The organism is Nonomuraea sp. NPDC051191 (assembly GCF_044455665.1).
GTDB lineage: Bacteria > Actinomycetota > Actinomycetes > Streptosporangiales > Streptosporangiaceae > Nonomuraea.
Genome location: NZ_JBITEZ010000027.1, coordinates 26,727 through 43,592, shown reverse-complemented (window position 1 = coordinate 43,592; position 16,866 = coordinate 26,727). Strand labels below are relative to the sequence as shown.

The window sequence follows — 16,866 nt, the reverse complement described above, 5'->3', positions numbered from 1 at the left end:
CTCCTCCACGGGACGGCACTGCCTCGCGCGCATGATCCGAAGTTATCCCTCCGCGATCACGTAGGCCACGGCGACGCCCCCGTCATGGCTGAGCGACAGGTGCCAGCGCTTGACCCCGAGGCCGTACGCCACGTCGGCGACCTTGCCCGACACGTGCAGCTCCGGCTTGCCCAGCTCGTCGCAGCGCACCTCGGCCTCCAGGTGACCGAGCCCCCTGGGCGCGCCGAGCGCCTTGGCCACCGCCTCCTTGGCGGCGAACCTGGCGGCCAGCGAATGCGTCGGCAGGGGCCGCTCGATGTCGGTGAACAGCCGCTCACGCAGCTGCGGTGTACGTTCGAGAGCCGCCTCGAAGCGGGCGATGTCGACGATGTCCACTCCGATACCCAGGATCATCGTCCCAGGCTACTCAGAACAGGCCGCGTTCCCACGGCCCCCAGATGGCGAACGAGCGCCCCCGCTTGGCCTGGACGTTCACGAAGAGCGTCAGCCCGCCCGGCCCGAACGTCGAGCCGGCGAACTCGGCGCCCGGATCGTCCGGGATCGGGTGGAGGCGGCAGAAGTCGAAGATCTCGCCCGTCCTGGTGAGGCCGCGCAGGTAGTTGTCGCCGTCGCCGTCCTCGCAGAGCACCAGCGTGCCGCGCCGGCTGACGGTCACGTTGTCGGGCAGGTCGAGCACCGACGAGCGCGGCGACTCGTGGACGAGCCTGAGCCGCCCGCTCCACGTCTCGTACGCCCACACCTGCCCCCGCCCGTCGCCGAACCCGGAAGGCGGCGGGTCACCCGGCGCGGTCGCCCCGCCCTGGGTGGAGACGAAGTACACGACGCCCTGGTGGAACACCGCGCCCTCCAGCCTGGCGAAGATCGCCGCGCCCTCCGCGCGCCCCTGCCGCCCCACCGCCTGGACCGCCTCCTCGTACGGCGGCCTGCCGGTGAAGCGCGGGTCGGGGTCGTCGATGTCCACCCAGCGCGTGGCGTAGGAGGCCCCCGCCCGCTGCCCGCGCGACAGGTCGGCGCGCTTCACCCCGTCGACGGCGAGCATCTGGAGCCTGCCGCCGTCGAGCAGCCGGCCCTCCCGCATCGGGTGCCTGGGCGGCAGGTAACGGTAGAAGCCGGAGGGGAAGGAGAAGTTGTCCTCGGTGAGGTAGACGGCGCCGGTGGAGGGGTCGAAGGCGGCCGACTCGTGCGGGAAGCGGCCGGCCGACCTGATCGGTCGCGCGCTCGCGACCCCGTCGACCGGCACCTCGAACAGGTAGCCGTGCCGGCGCGTGAGCCTGCTGTTGTCGCCGCCGGACGGGTCGTTGCCCACGTCGGGGCCGTTGACCGTCTCCTCGCAGCTCACCCAGGCCCGCCAGGGCATCGGGCCGCCGGAGCAGTTCATCATGGTGCCGTTGAGCGAGGGGCCGCTCCTGAGCACCTCGCCGTGGCCGGTGACATGCAGGGTCGAGGTGCCGCCGCCCGCCATGGGGTCGTAGGCGGCGTCCTTGTCGCCGAACGCGCCGACCGGGCCGGCGACCTCGTGGTTGCGTACGAGGATCGTGCCGCCCTTGGGACCGGCGAAGGCCGCCATGCCGTCGTGCCGGCCGGGGACCGTGGTCCCGTCGGAGAACGTCTCGCCCGCGGCGCTGAACGAGCGGTAGCGGAAACCGTCGGGGAGGTGCAGGCGTACCTTGCCGTCGCGCAGGTCGGCGACCGGCTTCAGCGGCCCGTAGCCGGCCGCGGGACGGACGCCGCCGCGGGCCCCGGCGCAGGCGACCCCGGCGAAGGGCCCGGCGACGGCGACCACGCCGGCGAGGAAGCGGCGACGATCCACAAGACCTCCCGGAGGATACGTCCGGAACGGTAGCCGCCTGCCGGTTCCGGCATGCCCGGATCGTCAGAACCGCTCTTCCTTCCCGGAATCATGCTTTGGTAATCCCACGTTTTTATCCACAGGCTGTGGACGACCGCCGCGCCGCACCCGCCCATGATCGCATTTGTCCCCCATCGCTACGCTGCCTAGGTGAACAACGGCTACGTGGAACTGAGCAGGGAGCAGTGGAGCGAGCTCCGCAAGAACACGCCCTTGACTCTCACCGCAGACGAGCTGGAGGACCTTCGCGGCGTCGATGACCCCATCGACCTGACCGAGGTCACCGACATCTACCTCCCCCTGACCCGGCTGCTGAACCTGCACTTCACCGGGTCCAAGCAGCGCAGCAGCGTGCTGAGCGCCTTCCTCGGGGACGCGGGGACGCGCCTCCCGTACATCCTGGGCATCGCCGGCAGCGTCGCGGTCGGCAAGTCGACCACGGCGCGGCTCCTGCACACCCTGCTGGCCCGCTGGCCCGAGCACCCGCACGTGGAGTTGATCACCACCGACAGCTTCCTCTACCCCAACGCGGTGCTGGAGGCCAAGGGCATCATGCAGCGCAAGGGCTTCCCGGAGAGCTACGACCGGCGCGCGCTGGTCAGGTTCGTGGCGGAGGTCAAGGCGGGCGCCCCCGAGGTGTACGCGCCCGTCTACAGCCATCTGGAGTACGACATCGTCCCCGGCGCCCGCCAGGTCGTGAAAAATCCAGACATCTTGATCATCGAGGGCCTGAACGTCCTCCAGCCCGCCCCGCCCACGTCCCTGGCCGTCAACGACTACTTCGACTTCTCCATCTACGTGGACGCCAAGGTCGAGGACATCCGCACCTGGTACGTCGAACGCTTCCACAAGCTGCGCCGCACCGCCTTCGAGGACCCCAAGTCCTACTTCAAGTACATCGCCGAGCTCACCTACGAGCAGGCCACGGAGTTCGCGGTCAACGTGTGGCGCGACATCAACGAGCGCAACCTGGTCGAGAACATCGCCCCCACCAGGGGCCGGGCCGATCTCGTCCTGAAGAAGGGCGCCGACCACGCGGTCAGGCGGGTACGGCTTCGCCGGACCTGAACACCTCGTCGAAGACGTAGGCGGCGAACCGGCCCGCGCACTCCTGGTCGTCAATGTCGGCGAACCAGCAGTCCTCACCATGATCGTGGCATCTGAAGCGAATCATGTGAGGCAGCCTCGCGTACGCCGGTCAACGCGACGTCAATGTCCGATGGACAACAATGGCGGAGTGCTGCATCTGCGACTGATCATCCCTCCCGACCGCACCGACGAGGCCGTCGAGCTGCTTCAGGAGTGCACGGGCGTCACCAACATCGTCGTCCTGCCGGGCGCCGCCCGCGAGCCGGCGGGCGACGTCGTCCTCTGCGACTCCGCCCGCGAGGCGGCCAACGAGGTGATCAGCCGGCTCAAGTGGCTGGAGGACGTCGGCTCGATCGCCATCGAGCAGGTGGACCTGTCGCTGTCCAGGGCGGCCACGGCGGCGGTCGAGGAGGCTCCCGGCGATCCCGACGACGCGGTGGTGTGGGAGGAGCTGGCCCACAAGGTCTCCAGCGAGTCCCGCATCACCTGGGCCTACCTGGCCTTCCTGGCCATCGCGACGCAGCTCGCGGGCATCGGCGTGCTGCAGAACTCGCCCATCCTGATCGTCGGCGCGATGGTGCTCGGCCCGGAGTTCGGCGCGATCGCCGCCATCTGCTTCGGCCTGCTGGGCCGGCGCGGACGTCTGATCACCACCGCCCTCCGGACGCTGGTCATCGGCTTCACGGCCGCCATCGCCGTCACCTTCGCCTGCGCGCTCGTCTCCAAGTGGTTCGGCTGGATCGACATCGGCAACCTGAAGGCGAACGCCGAGGTGCAGTTCATCGTCAAGCCCGACAAATGGTCGTTCATCGTGGCGCTGCTGGCGGGGGCGGCGGGCGTCCTGTCGGTGACGGCGGGCAAGTCCTCGGCGCTGATCGGCGTGTTCATCTCGGTCACCACGGTCCCGGCGGCCGGCTACCTCGCCGTCGCGCTGGGGCTCGGCGACTGGGCCGAGGTCGCGGGGTCGGTCTCGCAGCTCGCGGTGAACATCCTCGGCATGATCATCTCGGGCACGGCCACGCTCATGGTCCAGCGGAAATTCTGGCCTCAAGTAGGACAGCGTTCATCCGTGTGAACGAGGCCACGCCCACCTCGCGACGGGTAGGGTCCGCCACATGCACATCCTCGCCACCGAGGGGCTGACCAAACGCTTCCCCACCGTCACCGCGGTCGACGGGCTCACGGTGACCGTGGGATCCGGCGTCACCGGTCTGGTGGGGGCGAACGGCGCGGGCAAGTCGACACTGATCAAGATGCTGCTCGGCCTGCTGCCGCCCAGCCAGGGCGCCGCGCGGGTGCTCGACCTCGACGTGACCGCGCAGGGCGCCGAGATCCGCCGGCTCGTCGGCTACATGCCCGAGCACGAATGCCTCCCTCCCGACGTCTCCGCGACCGAGCTGGTCGTCCACCTCGCCAGGATCTCCGGGCTGCCGCGTACGGCCGCCCGCGAGCGCGCCGCCGACGTGCTGCGCCACGTGGGCCTGGCCGAAGAGCGCTACCGCCCGATCGGCGGCTATTCCACCGGCATGAAGCAACGGGTCAAACTGGCCCAGGCCCTCGTGCACGACCCCAAGCTCGTCTTCCTCGACGAGCCCACCAACGGGCTCGACCCGCGCGGCCGCGACGAGATGCTGACGCTGATCAGGCGCATCGGCACCGAGTTCGGCATCAGCGTGCTGGTCACCTCCCACCTGCTGGGCGAGCTGGAACGCGTCTGCGACCACGTCATCGTCATCGACGGCGGCCGCCTGCTGCGCTCGTCGGCGATCTCGGAGTTCACCCAGGCCACCCAGACGGTCACGGTCGAGGTCGAGGACGGCCTGGAGCCGCTGGCCCGGCGGCTGACCGAGACCGGCCAGACCGTCTCCCAGCAGGGCCGCCTGCTGGTGGTCAAGGTGCTCGGCCCCGAGACCTACGACGCCATCCGCGACGCCGCCGTCGACCTCGACCTGTGCCTCATCCGCCTCGAACAGGGACGCCACCGCATCGAGGACGTCTTCAGGGAGGAGACGGCCAGTGTCTGAGATCTACGACATCGGCTACCGGCACTACGACGGCCCCCGCATGGGCGGCGCGTACGCCACCCGCGCGCTCACCGTCCACAGCCTGCGCGGCATCTTCGGCCTCGGCCGTCCGGCGCGCAGCAAGATCGTGCCGTTCGCGCTGGTCGTCATCATGCTGCTGCCCATGGTGGTGTCGATCGCGCTCATGGCGCTGGCCCAGCAGCGCGGCATCCCCTACAGCGGATTCGCGGTCCTCCTGCAGGCCGTGGTGGCCATCTTCCTGGCCTCCCAGGCCCCCACGGTCGTCGCCCCCGATCTGCGCCACCGCGTGCTGCCCCTGTACCTGTCCCGGCCGATCTCGGTCTTCCAGTACGTCGCCGCCAAGGTGATCGCGATGACCGCCGCGCTCTTCCTGCTGGTCGGCGGGCCGCTGACGCTGCTGTGGATCGGCGAGCTGGTCGTCGACCTGCCCGGGCCGCCCGCCACCGGCGAGTACCTCGGCGCGCTGCTCATGGCGCTGGTGCTGGCGCTGCTGCTGTCGGCGTTCGGTCTGGCCCTCGCCTCGTTCACGCCGCGGCGCGGGCTGGGGGTGGCCTCGGTGATCACGGTCTACCTGCTGAGCTCGGCGTCGGTGCCGCTGCTCTACGGGACGATGATCAGCACCGGGAACGAGTCGGGGGCCGCCTGGGCCTGGTTGATGAACCCGTTCTGGCTGGTCGACTCCGTGCAGTCGTGGCTGTTCGGCACCCCGTCCCACGCCGATGGCCCCTACCCCAGCGGTCCCGCCTCGGCGGCGATCCTGGTGGTGCTGATCGGCGTCGGCCTGGCCGCTCTCGCGCTGCGCTACAGGAAGGCGGCCTCGCGATGAGGATCGAGCTCTCCCAGGTGTCCCGCTGGTACGGCAACGTGGTGGCGGTCAACGACGTGACCATGACGATCGGCCCCGGCGTCACCGGCCTGCTCGGGCCCAACGGCGCCGGCAAGTCGACGTTGCTGCACATGATGGCCGGGTTCCTGGCGCCGTCCGGCGGCTCGGTCACGCTGGACGGCACCCAGGTCTGGAAGAACCACCACATCTACCGAAATATCGGCCTGGTCCCGGAACGCGAGGGTGTGTACGGCTTCCTCACCGGCTGGCAGTTCGTCCTGTCCGCCGCCCGCCTGCACGGCCTCCCCGACCCCGTCGAGGCCGCCCGCAAGGCCCTGGCCACGGTCGAGATGGAGGAGCCGAAGGACCGCCGGGTGGAGACGTACTCCAAGGGCATGCGCCAGCGGGTCAAGGTGGCCGCCGCCCTCGTCCACGACCCGGCCGTGCTGCTGCTCGACGAGCCGTTCAACGGCATGGACCCGCGCCAGCGCCTGCACCTGATGGACCTCATCCGCGCCATGGGCACCGCGGGCAAGACAATCCTGTTCAGCTCGCACATCCTGGAGGAGGTCGAGCGGGTCGCCCAGCACATCGAGGTCCTGGTGTCCGGTCGGCACGCGGCCTCGGGCAACTTCCGCGAGATCAGGCGCCTGATGACCGACCGGCCCCACCTGTTCGTCATCCGGTCCAGCGACGACCGGAAGCTCGCCGCGGCCCTGATCCGCGACGAGTCGGCCGGCGGCATCACGCTCCGCCCGGACGGCCTGGAGGTCCAGGCGACCGAGTTGCGGCGATTCGCCCGGCTGCTCCCACGCGTCGCCCGCGACGAGGGTGTGCGCCTGCACCAGGTCTCCCCCGCCGACGAGGACCTGGAGAGCGTCTTCGCCTACCTGATCAACAGGAGCACCTGAATGAACACCGTGGTCGCGGGCATCACGTACCGCTCACTGCTCGGGCGTCGCCGCATCATCCTGCTCCTGCTGCTCCCGCTGGCCCTGATCGCCCTGGCCGTGCTGCTGCGTGTGGCGACCGGCACCGACCAGAAACTGGCCGTGGACCTGATGCAGAAGTTCGCCGTCCAGGCGATGCTGCCGCTGCTGGGAGTCATCGCGGGCACCGGCGTCATCGCGCCGGAGATCGACGACGGCACCGTCATCCACCTGATGTCCAAGCCCATCTCCAGGCCCGTGATCGCGCTGACCAAGTTCGGGGTGGCGGCCTCGCTCATGGCCGTGTTCGGGGCCCTGCCGACGTACGTGGCGGCCTGGATCCTGGTGGGCGGCGAGGACGGCATCGCGACCGGTTTCGCCCTCGGCGCCCTGGTCGCCGGCATCGCCTACGCCGCGCTCTTCCTGCTCCTCGGGGTCGTGACCAAGCACGCGGTCACGATCGGCGTCATCTACGCCCTCGTCTGGGAGGTCACCGTGGTCACCCTGATGCCAGGGGCGGGCAAGTTCTCGGTCCAGGAGTGGGCCAGGACCATCGCCGACCAGATCTCCGACTCGCCGTTCCTGCAGTCGACCGTCACGATGGGCTTCGCCGTCCCGGCGCTCGTCATCGTGACCGTGGGCGCGGTCTTCTGGGCCGGCCGCAGGCTGCGGGTGTTCGCCCTCACCGGCGACGAGTAGCGGCCCGGCGGGTACGGCGCGACGCCGTACCCGCCCAGGCGCGCGTCAGGAGGCGCAGGCCGTACGGACCACGTCGGCCAGGCGACCGGCCACCTGGTTGGCGTGCTCCTCGGAGGCGGCCTCCACCATCACCCGGATCATGGGCTCGGTGCCGCTCGGCCGGATCAGGACCCGGCCGGTCTCCCCCAGCTCCGCCTCGGCCTCGGCCACGGCGGCGATGAGCTCGGGCACCGACGCCTTGCCCTTGTCGACGTCCTTGACGTTGATCAGGATCTGCGGCAGCGGGGTCATCACCGAGGCCAGCTCCTTCAGCGGGACGCCCGACTTGGCCACCACGCCCAGCAGGTGCAGCGAGGTGAGCAGGCCGTCGCCCGTGGTGGCGTGGTCGAGCAGGATGACGTGGCCGGACTGCTCGCCGCCCAGGTTGAACCCCTCGGACTTCATGCGTTCGAGGACGTAACGGTCGCCGACCGCGGTCTCGATCACGGTGATGCCGGTCTCGCGCATCGCCAGCTTGAAGCCCAGGTTGGACATGACGGTCGCGACCACGGTGTCCTTGGCCAGCTGGCCGTCGCCGTGCATGGCGGCGGCGAGCACCGCCATGATCTGGTCGCCGTCGACGACCGTGCCCGTGTGGTCGACCGCCAGGCAGCGGTCGGCGTCGCCGTCGTAGGCCACGCCCAGGTCGGCGCCCCTGGACACGACCACCTGCTGGAGCTTGTCCAGGTGGGTGGAGCCGTGCCCGGCGTTGATGTTGAGCCCGTCGGGCCTGGCGCCGATGGCCTCGACCCGGGCGCCCGCACGCACCAGCGCCTCAGGCGCGACCATGTGGGCGGCGCCGTGCGCGCAGTCGACCACGATGTGCAGGCCGTCGAGCGCGGCGGTCATCGTGGTCAGGACGTGCGAGATGTAGCGGTCGGCCTCGCCGTACGCGTCGCGTACGCGCCCGACCCCCGAACCGACGGGGAAGGACCAGTTCTCACCGAGCCGGCGCTCGATCTCGTCCTCGACCACGTCGGACAGCTTGAAGCCGCCCCTGGCCAGGAACTTGATCCCGTTGTCCGGCGCCGCGTTGTGCGAGGCGGACAGCATGACGCCGAGGTCGGCGCCGAGAGCGGCGGTGAGATGGGCGACGGCCGGGGTGGGCAGCACGCCGAGGCGCAGCACATCCACTCCAGACGCCGCGAGGCCGGCGACCACTGCGGCCTCCAGGAACTCCCCGGAGGCTCGCGGGTCCCGGCCCACGACGGCCACGGGACGACGCCCCGTGGCCGCGAACGCGCCCGCATCACCGAGTACGTGGGCGGCCGCCACGGACAGATCCATGGCCAGCTCGGCCGTGAGGTCGCGACCAGCGACCCCACGTACCCCGTCGGTGCCGAAAAGGCGCGCCAATTTAGCGCTTGCTGTACTGCGGAGCCTTGCGGGCCTTCTTGAGGCCGTACTTCTTCCGCTCCGTGGCGCGGGCGTCACGGGTGAGGAAGCCGGCCTTCTTCAGCGGCGGCCGGTTGACGTCGACGTCCAGGATCGCCAGGGCGCGGGACAGGCCCATGCGCAGCGCGCCGGCCTGGCCGGTGACGCCGCCGCCGTCGATGCGCGCGATGACGTCGAACGCCTCTTCGGCACCGAGCACCACGAAGGGCTCGTTGACGATCTGCTGGTGGACCTTGTTGGGGAAGTAGACGTCCAGCGAACGACCGTTGATCGTCCACTTGCCGGTGCCGGGGACGATGCGCACGCGGGCGATCGCCTCCTTGCGGCGACCGGTGCCGTACGAGTTACCCGTGGTGACGGGCTTGCGCACGGGCGCGTCAGCGCTGGCAGCGGACTCGGTGGTGTACTCGGACGGGAAGTCCTCGCCGGAGAATTCCTCCAGCTCGGTCTCGACGACCGTCTCGACACCGGTGGGCTCAGCCACGGTTCTCCTCTAACTCTTTCGAACTACTACTGGGCGATCTGGGTGATCTGGAACTGCACCGGCTGCTGGGCCTGGTGCGGGTGGTCGGTACCCGCGTAGACCTTCAGCTTCTTGGCCATCTTCCGGCCGAGGGAGTTCTTCGGCAGCATGCCCTTGACGGCCTTCTCGACGGCCTTCTCCGGCCGCTTGTCCATGAGCTCGCCATAGGTGACGGAACGCAGACCGCCCGGGTAGCCCGAGTGACGGTACGCCTTCTTCTGCTCACGCTTGTTACCGCTCAGCGCGATCTTGTCGGCGTTGATGACGATGACGAAGTCACCGGTGTCGACGTGGTTCGCGAAGATCGGCTTGTGCTTGCCGCGGAGCAGGTTCGCGACGTGGCTGGCCAGCCGGCCCAGCACGACATCGGTCGCGTCGATGACGTACCACTGACGCTGGACGTCGGCGGGCTTCGGTGAGTACGTGCGCACGGTCGTAGCCTTCTTTTGCTCGCGTCTTCGGCGCTGTCGGATGCGACAGCTACATGGGTCGGTCGGTGCGGGCACACGGCAGCCCGGACCTTCCGTCTCCCGAGCCCGATGGGCTTGATGATGGGAGATGACGCCGGACGCGCCGCGCATCGGTCACGCTGGACCTATGCACACAACGAACGATTAGGTTACCCGCCTGAAGGCGCGCAGGTCAAAAGACCGGTAACCCTGCACGAGTCTACCCGACGACAGAACGGTTCCATTTCGTTTCCCTGGCATCCCTTCTTTCCCGGTACCCGACATCTCTATCGTTAGCTGCGGTATGTGGCGGAACTCTCACACCCGGCAAACCCAGCGGGGCGCGCGGCGCCGGAACAGCCTGGGCGTGCTGACCTGCCTGATGGCCGCGTTGTTCACGGGCGTGCTGCTCGGCCGGCTGTCCGACGACGTCGAGCCCACCGCGCACATCTACCTCAACGAGACCGCCCCGCCCGCCGCGGCCACCGCGCGCCCCGCCCCCACCACGGCGCAGAAGGCCCGGCCCGAGCTGGACCGCATCCCGCGGCAGGCCACCACGGTCAGGACCCCGCGCGGCAGATCCACCCCCAAGCCCACGAAGACCCCGGAAGGGCAGATCGCGGGCTTCGACGCCAAGGGCGACCCCACCCAGGTGTTCACCGGCGGCGGCGACGACCAGGCCAAGGTGATCCCCGGCATGGCCGCCCGGGTCATCACGCTCACCAACGCCGCCCGCGCCGAGCACGGCTGCGGCCCGCTGCGCGTGGACGGCAGGCTCGCACGCTCGGCGCGCCAGCACTCGCTGGAGATGGCGCGTACCGGGCAGCTCGCCCACAACTCCCCCGACGGCGCCTCCCCCTGGGACCGCATGGACCGCGCCGGCTACCACTGGGGCGCCGCCGAGAACATCGGCAACGGTTACAGCACTGCCGAGCAGGCCGTACGCGGCTGGCTGGATAGCCGCGACCACCGCAGGAACATCCTGGACTGCACTCTCAAGGCCATCGGCGTCGGCGTCGCCTCCGGACCGGACGGCCCATGGTGGACCCAGGACTTCGGGACCCGATGACGAACATCACGGTAATGTCTCCGCATGGTTTCCAACGGCAATGAGGAACGTGGCATGGACAGCGGTCCCCGCCGTTCGCGTAGAGACCGCGCCGCCGGGGCCGAGACCACTCAGCAGTCACCGCAGGCCCCGCCGTACGCGCAGTCCTCGTTCGGGCAGTCTCCGTTCACACCGGCCCAACAGCAGCAGCCGCCGACCGGGCAGCCCGGACAGCCGCCGCTGAACGGGCCGACGCCGCCGGCCGGGCAGTCCGCCCAGTCGCCGGACTCCGGGCAGCCGACGCAGGCGCAGCAGAGCAGGGTCGGCTGGAGCCCCTACGACGAGGGCCGGCGCTCACGCGCCCCGCTGTGGTTCGCGATCGGCGGCGTCCTGCTGCTGGGCCTGCTCGGCGGCGGCCTGGCGATGATGTGGAACGCCGGCAGCCCCAGCACGGCCGAGGCCGGCGCGCCCACCCGTACCTCCGCGCCGCTCCCGTCGGCCCCGCCCGGCAAGTACGGCTTCGCGGCCGACCGCAAGACCGACCCCGACCCGATCACGGTCAAGGAGATCTTCGGGTCGGCGAAGAAGTTCACCGTCTCGGGGCGCGGCTACGAGATGACGGTCACCAGCAAGGACAAGAAGTGCACCGACGGCGCCCTGGGCGACAAGCTCCAGAAGGCCCTCAAGTCCGGCAAGTGCACCCAGTTCCTGCGGGCCAGCTTCCGTGACAAGGCCGGCAAGGTGATCGGCACGATCGGCGTGGCCAACCTCAAGACGAGCGGCACCGCCACCAAGGTGGCCAAGGTCGGCGACGCGAGCAACTACGTCAAGCCGCTGGCCGGCAAGGACAGCGTCACCAAGATGCTCGGCTCGGGCAGCGGCGGCGCCAAGATCTCGACCCACGGCCACTACGCGATCATGGTGTGGTTCCAGAACAAGGACGGCAGCAAGCCGGACAAGAAGGGATCGAAGCGTATCTTCGAGGCCATCAAGGACCTCACCGACGCGACGGTCTTCAAGGCTCTGGACAGCCGGTCGATGACGGGGAGCGCGCTCAGCTGAACCGGCATCACGGTCGATAACCCCTCAAAGGGGACGGCGGTTCCCGTTGGGAACCCCCATACCGACATAACGATCTCGCTACTCTCGCTAGGCTCGCCCTATGCGTGGCCAGGAACCCGGGTCTGAGCACGATCGCAGGGAAGCCGACCGTACGACCGCATCACCGATGCCACCGCCGAGTTTCGGCCGCATCGGGGGCGGCGTTCCGTCGGCTATCACCCCGTCCGACGAGCCGACCGGCGACGAGACGCGGGTTCCGCGTGGCACCCCACCGGAGCCCGCCGAGTCGTCCGCCGGCGTACAACCGTGGGAGGTGGCCGGCGACGACTCGGCCCCCTACGACTGGTTCGCCGACGACGCCCCCGACCCCGCCCCCTCTTCCGCCCCCACCAAGCCCCCCTACGGAACCGGCGCCCCCTCCGGCCCCGTCACGGGCGGCCCGTCCGGCACACCGGGGCCCACCGCCTCCGGTCCCGACGAAGAGACCATCACCGCCTCCCGCCGCCCCCCACACAGAGGGGACGCCCCCACCTGGGCCCCCGGAACTCCAGCCACGCCTACCCCTGGCTCCAACGCCCCCGGCACGTTCGCCGACGCCCCCGGTACGTTCACCGGTGCGCCCACCGCGGCGTCCGGCCCCCTTGGCGCCCCCGCCGGCATCTCCGACCCCGCCGGTGCCCCCGCCGGTGCCCCTGACTGGGCCATCGACGCCCCCACGAGACCCGCCTGGGCTCCCCACATTCCCGAGGACCCCACAGGGCCGCCCCGATCGTCCGACCGACCCGGCTGGACCCCGGGCACCTCCCACGAGACCGGCTGGCCCCCCGGCGCCTCCCCTGAGTCCGGCTGGACCCCTGAGCAGCCGCCCACAGCCCCGGGGCGCGCACCTGGAGCGCCCAGCCAACCCGCGTGGGTCCCCCCCGACCAACCTGGGCGAACTCCCGCCACCCCCGGCCAGGCCGCACGGGCCCCCGGAACCCCGCACGACACCGGACGAACCGACGGAGCTCCAGGCCAACCCGCATGGGCACCCGCCCCTCCCGAGGAGACCGGCCGAGGGCCCGGAACCCCAGACCAGGCAGCATGGGGCCCCAGGGCGTCCAACGAGACCGGCCGAAGCGCCGGGCCCTCCGACACGCCCGGCCGGAACGCCGGGCCCGCCGACGCGCCCGCCTGGCCTCCCCCCGCCTCCGACGCGCCTGCGTGGCCTCCTCGCACGTCCGACACGCCCGAGTGGGCTCCCAGCGCGTCCGACGAAGCCGCCTGGACGCCCAGAAACGCCGCCGAAGCCACCTGGGGTCCCCAGCCTGAGGACGACGCCTCCTGGTCCGCCGCCCCCGCGCAGTGGGCCGCCACCCCGGAGGAGGACCCTCCCGGCTGGCCCGCCAAGCCGGTCGTGCCCGGCGCGCCGCCGTGGGAGCCGCCACCGGCGTTCACGGCCGCCGCCGCGGGCCTGCAGGTGTGGCCCGCCCCGGTCGCCGACCCGGACGTCATGCCCCCCTGGCCCGCCGCCACGGGCGAACTGGTGGCCGAGCCGGACAACGACGACCCGGCCACGGGCGAACCCACCGCCCGCTTCCCCACCACCCCGACCGGCCACCCCGCGGACCCGACGGCAGCCGACCAGCACCCCAACCGACCCCCCACCCCACCAACCGGCACGCCCGGTGGCCACACGCCACTATCCGGCACACCCAGTGGCCACACCCCGCCGACCGGTACACCGACCGCCCACCCCGTCGATGCACCGACCAGCCCGTCGGCCGCCGGGGCCGACACCATCGGCACCGCCGCCACCGGCGCGCCCGGCGACCGGCACGCCGCCGAGCCCGCGTTCCCCCGCGACCCCGACGCCACACTGCCCGGCCGCAACCCCGCGCCCCACACAAACCCGGCACCCCACAAACCCGACACCCCGCCGTACAGCCCGGACGCCACGCCGTACAGCCCGGACCCGGCGCCGTACGCGCCGGACCCCGCGTCGTACGGCGGTTCCGACGCAGAACCGTTCGGCGGCGGGGGCGCAGGGTCGTACGACCCCGATGCCACCCGCCCCGGCGGGATTCCCAAAGCGGCCCACTACTTCGACCCCGAGGCCGCCAAGCGCGAGGCCGCGGCCGCCGTCCAGCAGCACGCCGCGCCCGCCCCTCCCCACGGGGACGACCCGACGGCCCAGGACACCCCGCCGCAGGGCATGCGCGCGTCCGACCCCCGCGAGGAACCCACGGGCCCCATGCGGACGGCCCACTACGTCGAGCCCCACCCCACCAACCCGACGGGACGCCCCCCGGAGCCCGGCGACGTGCCCGTATGGCCCCCCGCGACCCCCGTGCCCCCCGCCGAGGAGAGGCTCCCGGAGGAGGTCCACACGGAGGACGGCCGCGAGGAGGCGAACCACCGCACGTCCGGCCACACCCCGACGACGCGCCCAGAAGGCGCACGCCCGGCGGACCCCCACCCCGAGCCCAGGCACCCAGCCGAATCGGCCTCAGCGGACCGGCCCGCCGACGACGAGCGTCCATCAGACCAGCGCCCGGACGAGACACCCGCCACGGACCAACTCCCCGACCTGCCCTTCAACCAGGACCTGTGGAGCAAGAGGCCCAGCACCGCCCTGGACCTCCCCACCCCGCCCGCCGGCACCCCCACCTTCCCACCCGGCGCGTTCAGGCAACCCCCGTTCCAGATCCCGCCCCCGCCGCCCCCCGCCCGGGGCAAGAGCAAGCGGGCCCTGCTCGTCACCCTCGGCGCCCTGGCCCTGGCAGGCGTCGCGACCGGCGGCTTCTTCGCCTACCGCGCCCTGAACACCGCCCCGCCGGCCGCCACGACCGCGGGTCCCCGCCCCACCCCGCCCACGTTGCCGCCCAGCACGGAGCTGTCCAGCAGCCCGCCCGCCGACGTCCCGGGCTCGTCGATGCTGAACTCGGAGGAGACGGACCCGAAGAAGATGTCCCTGACGGAGGCGTTCCCGAAGAAGAAGGTCTCGGCGGCCGGCGTGACGTTCACCAGGGTCAAGACCGACACGGAGACGAGCTGCGACAAGGCGGCGACCGGCGCGTTCGCCGACGCGCTGAGCGAGCGGAAGTGCAGCCGGATCATCCGCGCCACCTACGTCGACAGCAAGCGCCGCTGGGCCGTGACCACCGGCATCGCGGTGCTGCCGACCAAGGAGGACGCCACCCTGACCGACCAGGCCAAGAACCTCTCGCGCAACATCTGGTTCCGCGCGCTGCCCGGCGCGAAGGGAAGCGGGGGCGAGCGGGTGTCCATCGCCGGCGGCTACGCGGCCGGCCTGGTGTGGGGCAGGTACATCGTCTTCAGCTACGCCACCCACGTCGACGGCCACACCCCGGACGCCAAGGACAAGACGCTGGCCAAGGTCAGCGGGGCGTTCAGGGACCAGACCTCACTCGTCCTGGAGCGCCGCGTCACCAAGGGCTGAGAGCGTGCGGACCCGCCGCGTGGCGGCTGCCCGCGCGGCGAGTTCGTCCGCCGCCGGGTAGCCCACCTCCTCCAGGCACAGCCCGTGGGCGGGCGCGACGTGCACCCCGGAGTCCCGTACGGCCCGCGTCAGCACCTGGCCGGGCCACTCCACCGGCCGGCGCCCGTCGCCGGCGGCCAGCAGGGAGCCGACCAGCGCGCGGACCATCGAGTGGCAGAACGCGTCCGCCACGACGGCGGCCACCAGCACGCCGTCCGCCTCGCGCGTCCACTCCAGGCGTTGCAGCTCCCTGATCGTCGTGGCGCCCTCGCGCTTCTTGCAGAACGCCGCGAAGTCGTGCTCGCCCACCAGCCGCCGGGCGGCCTCGTTCATGGCGTCGAGGTCCAGCGGACGGCTGTGCCAGACCACCTCGTGCCGTCGCAGCGGATCGGCCCCGCCGGCCGTGTCGCACACCCGGTACGCGTACCGCCGGAACATTGCGGAGAACCGGGCGTCAAAGCCCTCAGGAGCCACCGAGACCCGATGAACGCGTACATCCAAGGGCAGAATCCCACCCAGCCGCCGGACGAGCGCAGAGAGCCGCTCATCGAGCTCCAGGGGCCCGCGGTTGCCGTCGAGCTCGGCCAACGATGCGACCGGCACGTCCACGTGCGCCACCTGCCCGCGCGCGTGCACGCCCGCGTCAGTGCGCCCCGCCACGGTCAGCGCGGCGGGCTCGGCCAGGCGCAGGATCCTGGTGAGCACCAGCTCGATCTCACCCTGGACGGTACGGCGACCGGGCTGCCTGGCCCATCCGGAGAAGTCGGTCCCGTCGTATGCCAGATCCAGGCGGAGCCGTAGCACGATCGTCCCTTTCACGTTCACGGAAAAGGGCCCGGACCCCCGCGAGGGGGATCCGGGCCCGATTCAACCAGCCTGAGAGATCAGGCCTCGTCCTTCTTCGCCTCGGCCTCGGCGGCCGGGGTCTCCTCAGCGGCAGCCGGGGTCTCCTCGGCGGCGGCCTCAGGAGCCTTGGGGGCCTCGGTCTCGGCGACCTCGGTCTCCTCGGCGGCCGGAGCCGGAGCGGCAGCGGCGGCCGGCGCCTCGGCGCGGCGGGTGGTGACACCGTTCAGCGGCTCGGACACCAGCTCGATGACGGCCATCGGAGCGTTGTCGCCCTTACGCGCGCCGATCTTGGTGATCCGGGTGTAACCACCCGGACGCTCGGCGAACGTCACCGCGATCTCGGTGAACAGGTGGTGAACCACGCCCTTGTCCCTGACCACGGTCAGGACCTGGCGACGGTTGTGGATGTCGCCCTTCTTCGCCTTGGTGATCAGGCGCTCCGCCAGCGGACGAAGGCGCTTGGCCTTGGTCACCGTCGTGCGGATCTTGCCGTGGCGGAACAGGTCCGTGGCGAGGTTCGCCAGGATCAGCCGCTCGTGCGCCGGGCTGCCGCCAAGACGTGCACCCTTGGTGGGCTTGGGCATTG

Annotated in this window: 17 protein-coding genes; 9 read left to right on the top strand and 8 right to left on the bottom strand. The window is 71.3% G+C overall.

Features of this window, described 5'->3' with window-relative positions:
• Window positions 1–42: 42 nt before the first annotated feature.
• Entirely contained in the window at window positions 43–393 is a 351-nt protein-coding gene (locus ACIA8R_RS48440) for a holo-ACP synthase (protein WP_357705887.1), read from the bottom strand.
• Between the two features lie 13 nt (window positions 394–406).
• A complete protein-coding gene (locus tag ACIA8R_RS48435) occupies window positions 407–1,810 on the bottom strand; it encodes a PhoX family protein (protein WP_397044673.1) in 1,404 nt (467 codons plus the stop codon).
• Window positions 1,811–2,014: 204 nt separating this feature from the next.
• Between ACIA8R_RS48435 and coaA the strand changes: the two genes are divergently transcribed.
• Window positions 2,015–2,917, top strand: a complete 903-nt coding sequence (gene coaA, locus ACIA8R_RS48430) for a type I pantothenate kinase (protein WP_357705919.1) — start codon at window positions 2,015–2,017, stop codon at window positions 2,915–2,917.
• On the opposite strand, the gene ACIA8R_RS48425 is transcribed toward coaA, so the two are convergent.
• On the bottom strand, window positions 2,889–3,023 hold the full coding sequence (locus ACIA8R_RS48425) for a hypothetical protein (protein WP_357705889.1): 135 nt from the start codon (window positions 3,021–3,023) through the stop codon (window positions 2,889–2,891). The two genes, coaA and ACIA8R_RS48425, sit on opposite strands and share 29 nt — an antisense overlap.
• A 63-nt stretch (window positions 3,024–3,086) precedes the next feature.
• Between ACIA8R_RS48425 and ACIA8R_RS48420 the strand changes: the two genes are divergently transcribed.
• The 5 genes from ACIA8R_RS48420 to ACIA8R_RS48400 are packed head-to-tail and all read left to right on the top strand — an operon-like array spanning window position 3,087 to window position 7,437.
• On the top strand, window positions 3,087–4,013 hold the full coding sequence (locus ACIA8R_RS48420; protein WP_397044671.1) for a DUF389 domain-containing protein: 927 nt from the start codon (window positions 3,087–3,089) through the stop codon (window positions 4,011–4,013).
• 40 nt (window positions 4,014–4,053) lie between these two features.
• Entirely contained in the window at window positions 4,054–4,962 is a 909-nt protein-coding gene (locus ACIA8R_RS48415) for an ABC transporter ATP-binding protein (RefSeq protein WP_357705891.1), read from the top strand.
• The gene (locus ACIA8R_RS48410; RefSeq protein WP_357705892.1) at window positions 4,955–5,809 is read left to right on the top strand and encodes an ABC transporter permease; all 855 of its coding nucleotides are present in this window, start codon (window positions 4,955–4,957) and stop codon (window positions 5,807–5,809) included. Before ACIA8R_RS48415 ends, ACIA8R_RS48410 begins: the two co-directional genes overlap by 8 nt.
• Window positions 5,806–6,720, top strand: a complete 915-nt coding sequence (locus ACIA8R_RS48405; RefSeq protein ID WP_364085775.1) for an ABC transporter ATP-binding protein — start codon at window positions 5,806–5,808, stop codon at window positions 6,718–6,720. The genes ACIA8R_RS48410 and ACIA8R_RS48405 overlap by 4 nt, the downstream gene beginning before the upstream one ends.
• Window positions 6,721–7,437, top strand: a complete 717-nt coding sequence (locus tag ACIA8R_RS48400; protein WP_364085770.1) for an ABC transporter permease — start codon at window positions 6,721–6,723, stop codon at window positions 7,435–7,437.
• Between the two features lie 45 nt (window positions 7,438–7,482).
• Here ACIA8R_RS48400 and glmM read toward each other — a convergent pair whose 3' ends face one another.
• The 3 genes from glmM to rplM are packed head-to-tail and all read right to left on the bottom strand — an operon-like array spanning window position 7,483 to window position 9,825.
• Window positions 7,483–8,832, bottom strand: coding sequence for a phosphoglucosamine mutase (glmM, locus tag ACIA8R_RS48395; protein WP_357705895.1), 1,350 nt, complete (start codon window positions 8,830–8,832; stop codon window positions 7,483–7,485).
• A gap of 1 nt (window position 8,833) precedes the next feature.
• Complete coding sequence (gene rpsI, locus ACIA8R_RS48390) at window positions 8,834–9,355, bottom strand: 30S ribosomal protein S9 (RefSeq protein ID WP_125644639.1); 522 nt, start codon at window positions 9,353–9,355, stop codon at window positions 8,834–8,836.
• 26 nt (window positions 9,356–9,381) lie between these two features.
• Window positions 9,382–9,825 carry a 50S ribosomal protein L13 gene (rplM, locus tag ACIA8R_RS48385; protein ID WP_125644641.1) on the bottom strand — a complete coding sequence of 148 codons (444 nt, stop codon included), beginning with the start codon at window positions 9,823–9,825 and terminating at the stop codon, window positions 9,382–9,384.
• A gap of 322 nt (window positions 9,826–10,147) precedes the next feature.
• On the opposite strand from rplM, the gene ACIA8R_RS48380 reads away from it, so the two are divergent.
• The 3 genes from ACIA8R_RS48380 to ACIA8R_RS48370 all read left to right on the top strand — a co-directional run bounded on the left by ACIA8R_RS48380 (window position 10,148) and on the right by ACIA8R_RS48370 (window position 15,395).
• The gene (locus ACIA8R_RS48380; RefSeq protein WP_364085765.1) at window positions 10,148–10,912 is read left to right on the top strand and encodes a CAP domain-containing protein; all 765 of its coding nucleotides are present in this window, start codon (window positions 10,148–10,150) and stop codon (window positions 10,910–10,912) included.
• A 54-nt stretch (window positions 10,913–10,966) separates the two neighbouring features.
• The gene (locus ACIA8R_RS48375; protein ID WP_397044667.1) at window positions 10,967–11,953 is read left to right on the top strand and encodes a hypothetical protein; all 987 of its coding nucleotides are present in this window, start codon (window positions 10,967–10,969) and stop codon (window positions 11,951–11,953) included.
• A 1,396-nt stretch (window positions 11,954–13,349) separates the two neighbouring features.
• Window positions 13,350–15,395: a hypothetical protein gene (locus tag ACIA8R_RS48370; RefSeq protein WP_397044665.1), complete on the top strand. Its 2,046-nt coding sequence runs from the start codon at window positions 13,350–13,352 to the stop codon at window positions 15,393–15,395.
• Here ACIA8R_RS48370 and truA read toward each other — a convergent pair.
• Together truA and rplQ are read right to left on the bottom strand one after the other, a co-directional pair.
• Entirely contained in the window at window positions 15,360–16,238 is an 879-nt protein-coding gene (truA, locus tag ACIA8R_RS48365; protein WP_397044663.1) for a tRNA pseudouridine(38-40) synthase TruA, read from the bottom strand. The genes ACIA8R_RS48370 and truA overlap by 36 nt on opposite strands.
• An 80-nt stretch (window positions 16,239–16,318) precedes the next feature.
• Window positions 16,319–16,864: a 50S ribosomal protein L17 gene (gene rplQ / locus ACIA8R_RS48360; protein ID WP_397044661.1), complete on the bottom strand. Its 546-nt coding sequence runs from the start codon at window positions 16,862–16,864 to the stop codon at window positions 16,319–16,321.
• Window positions 16,865–16,866: the final 2 nt, after the last annotated feature.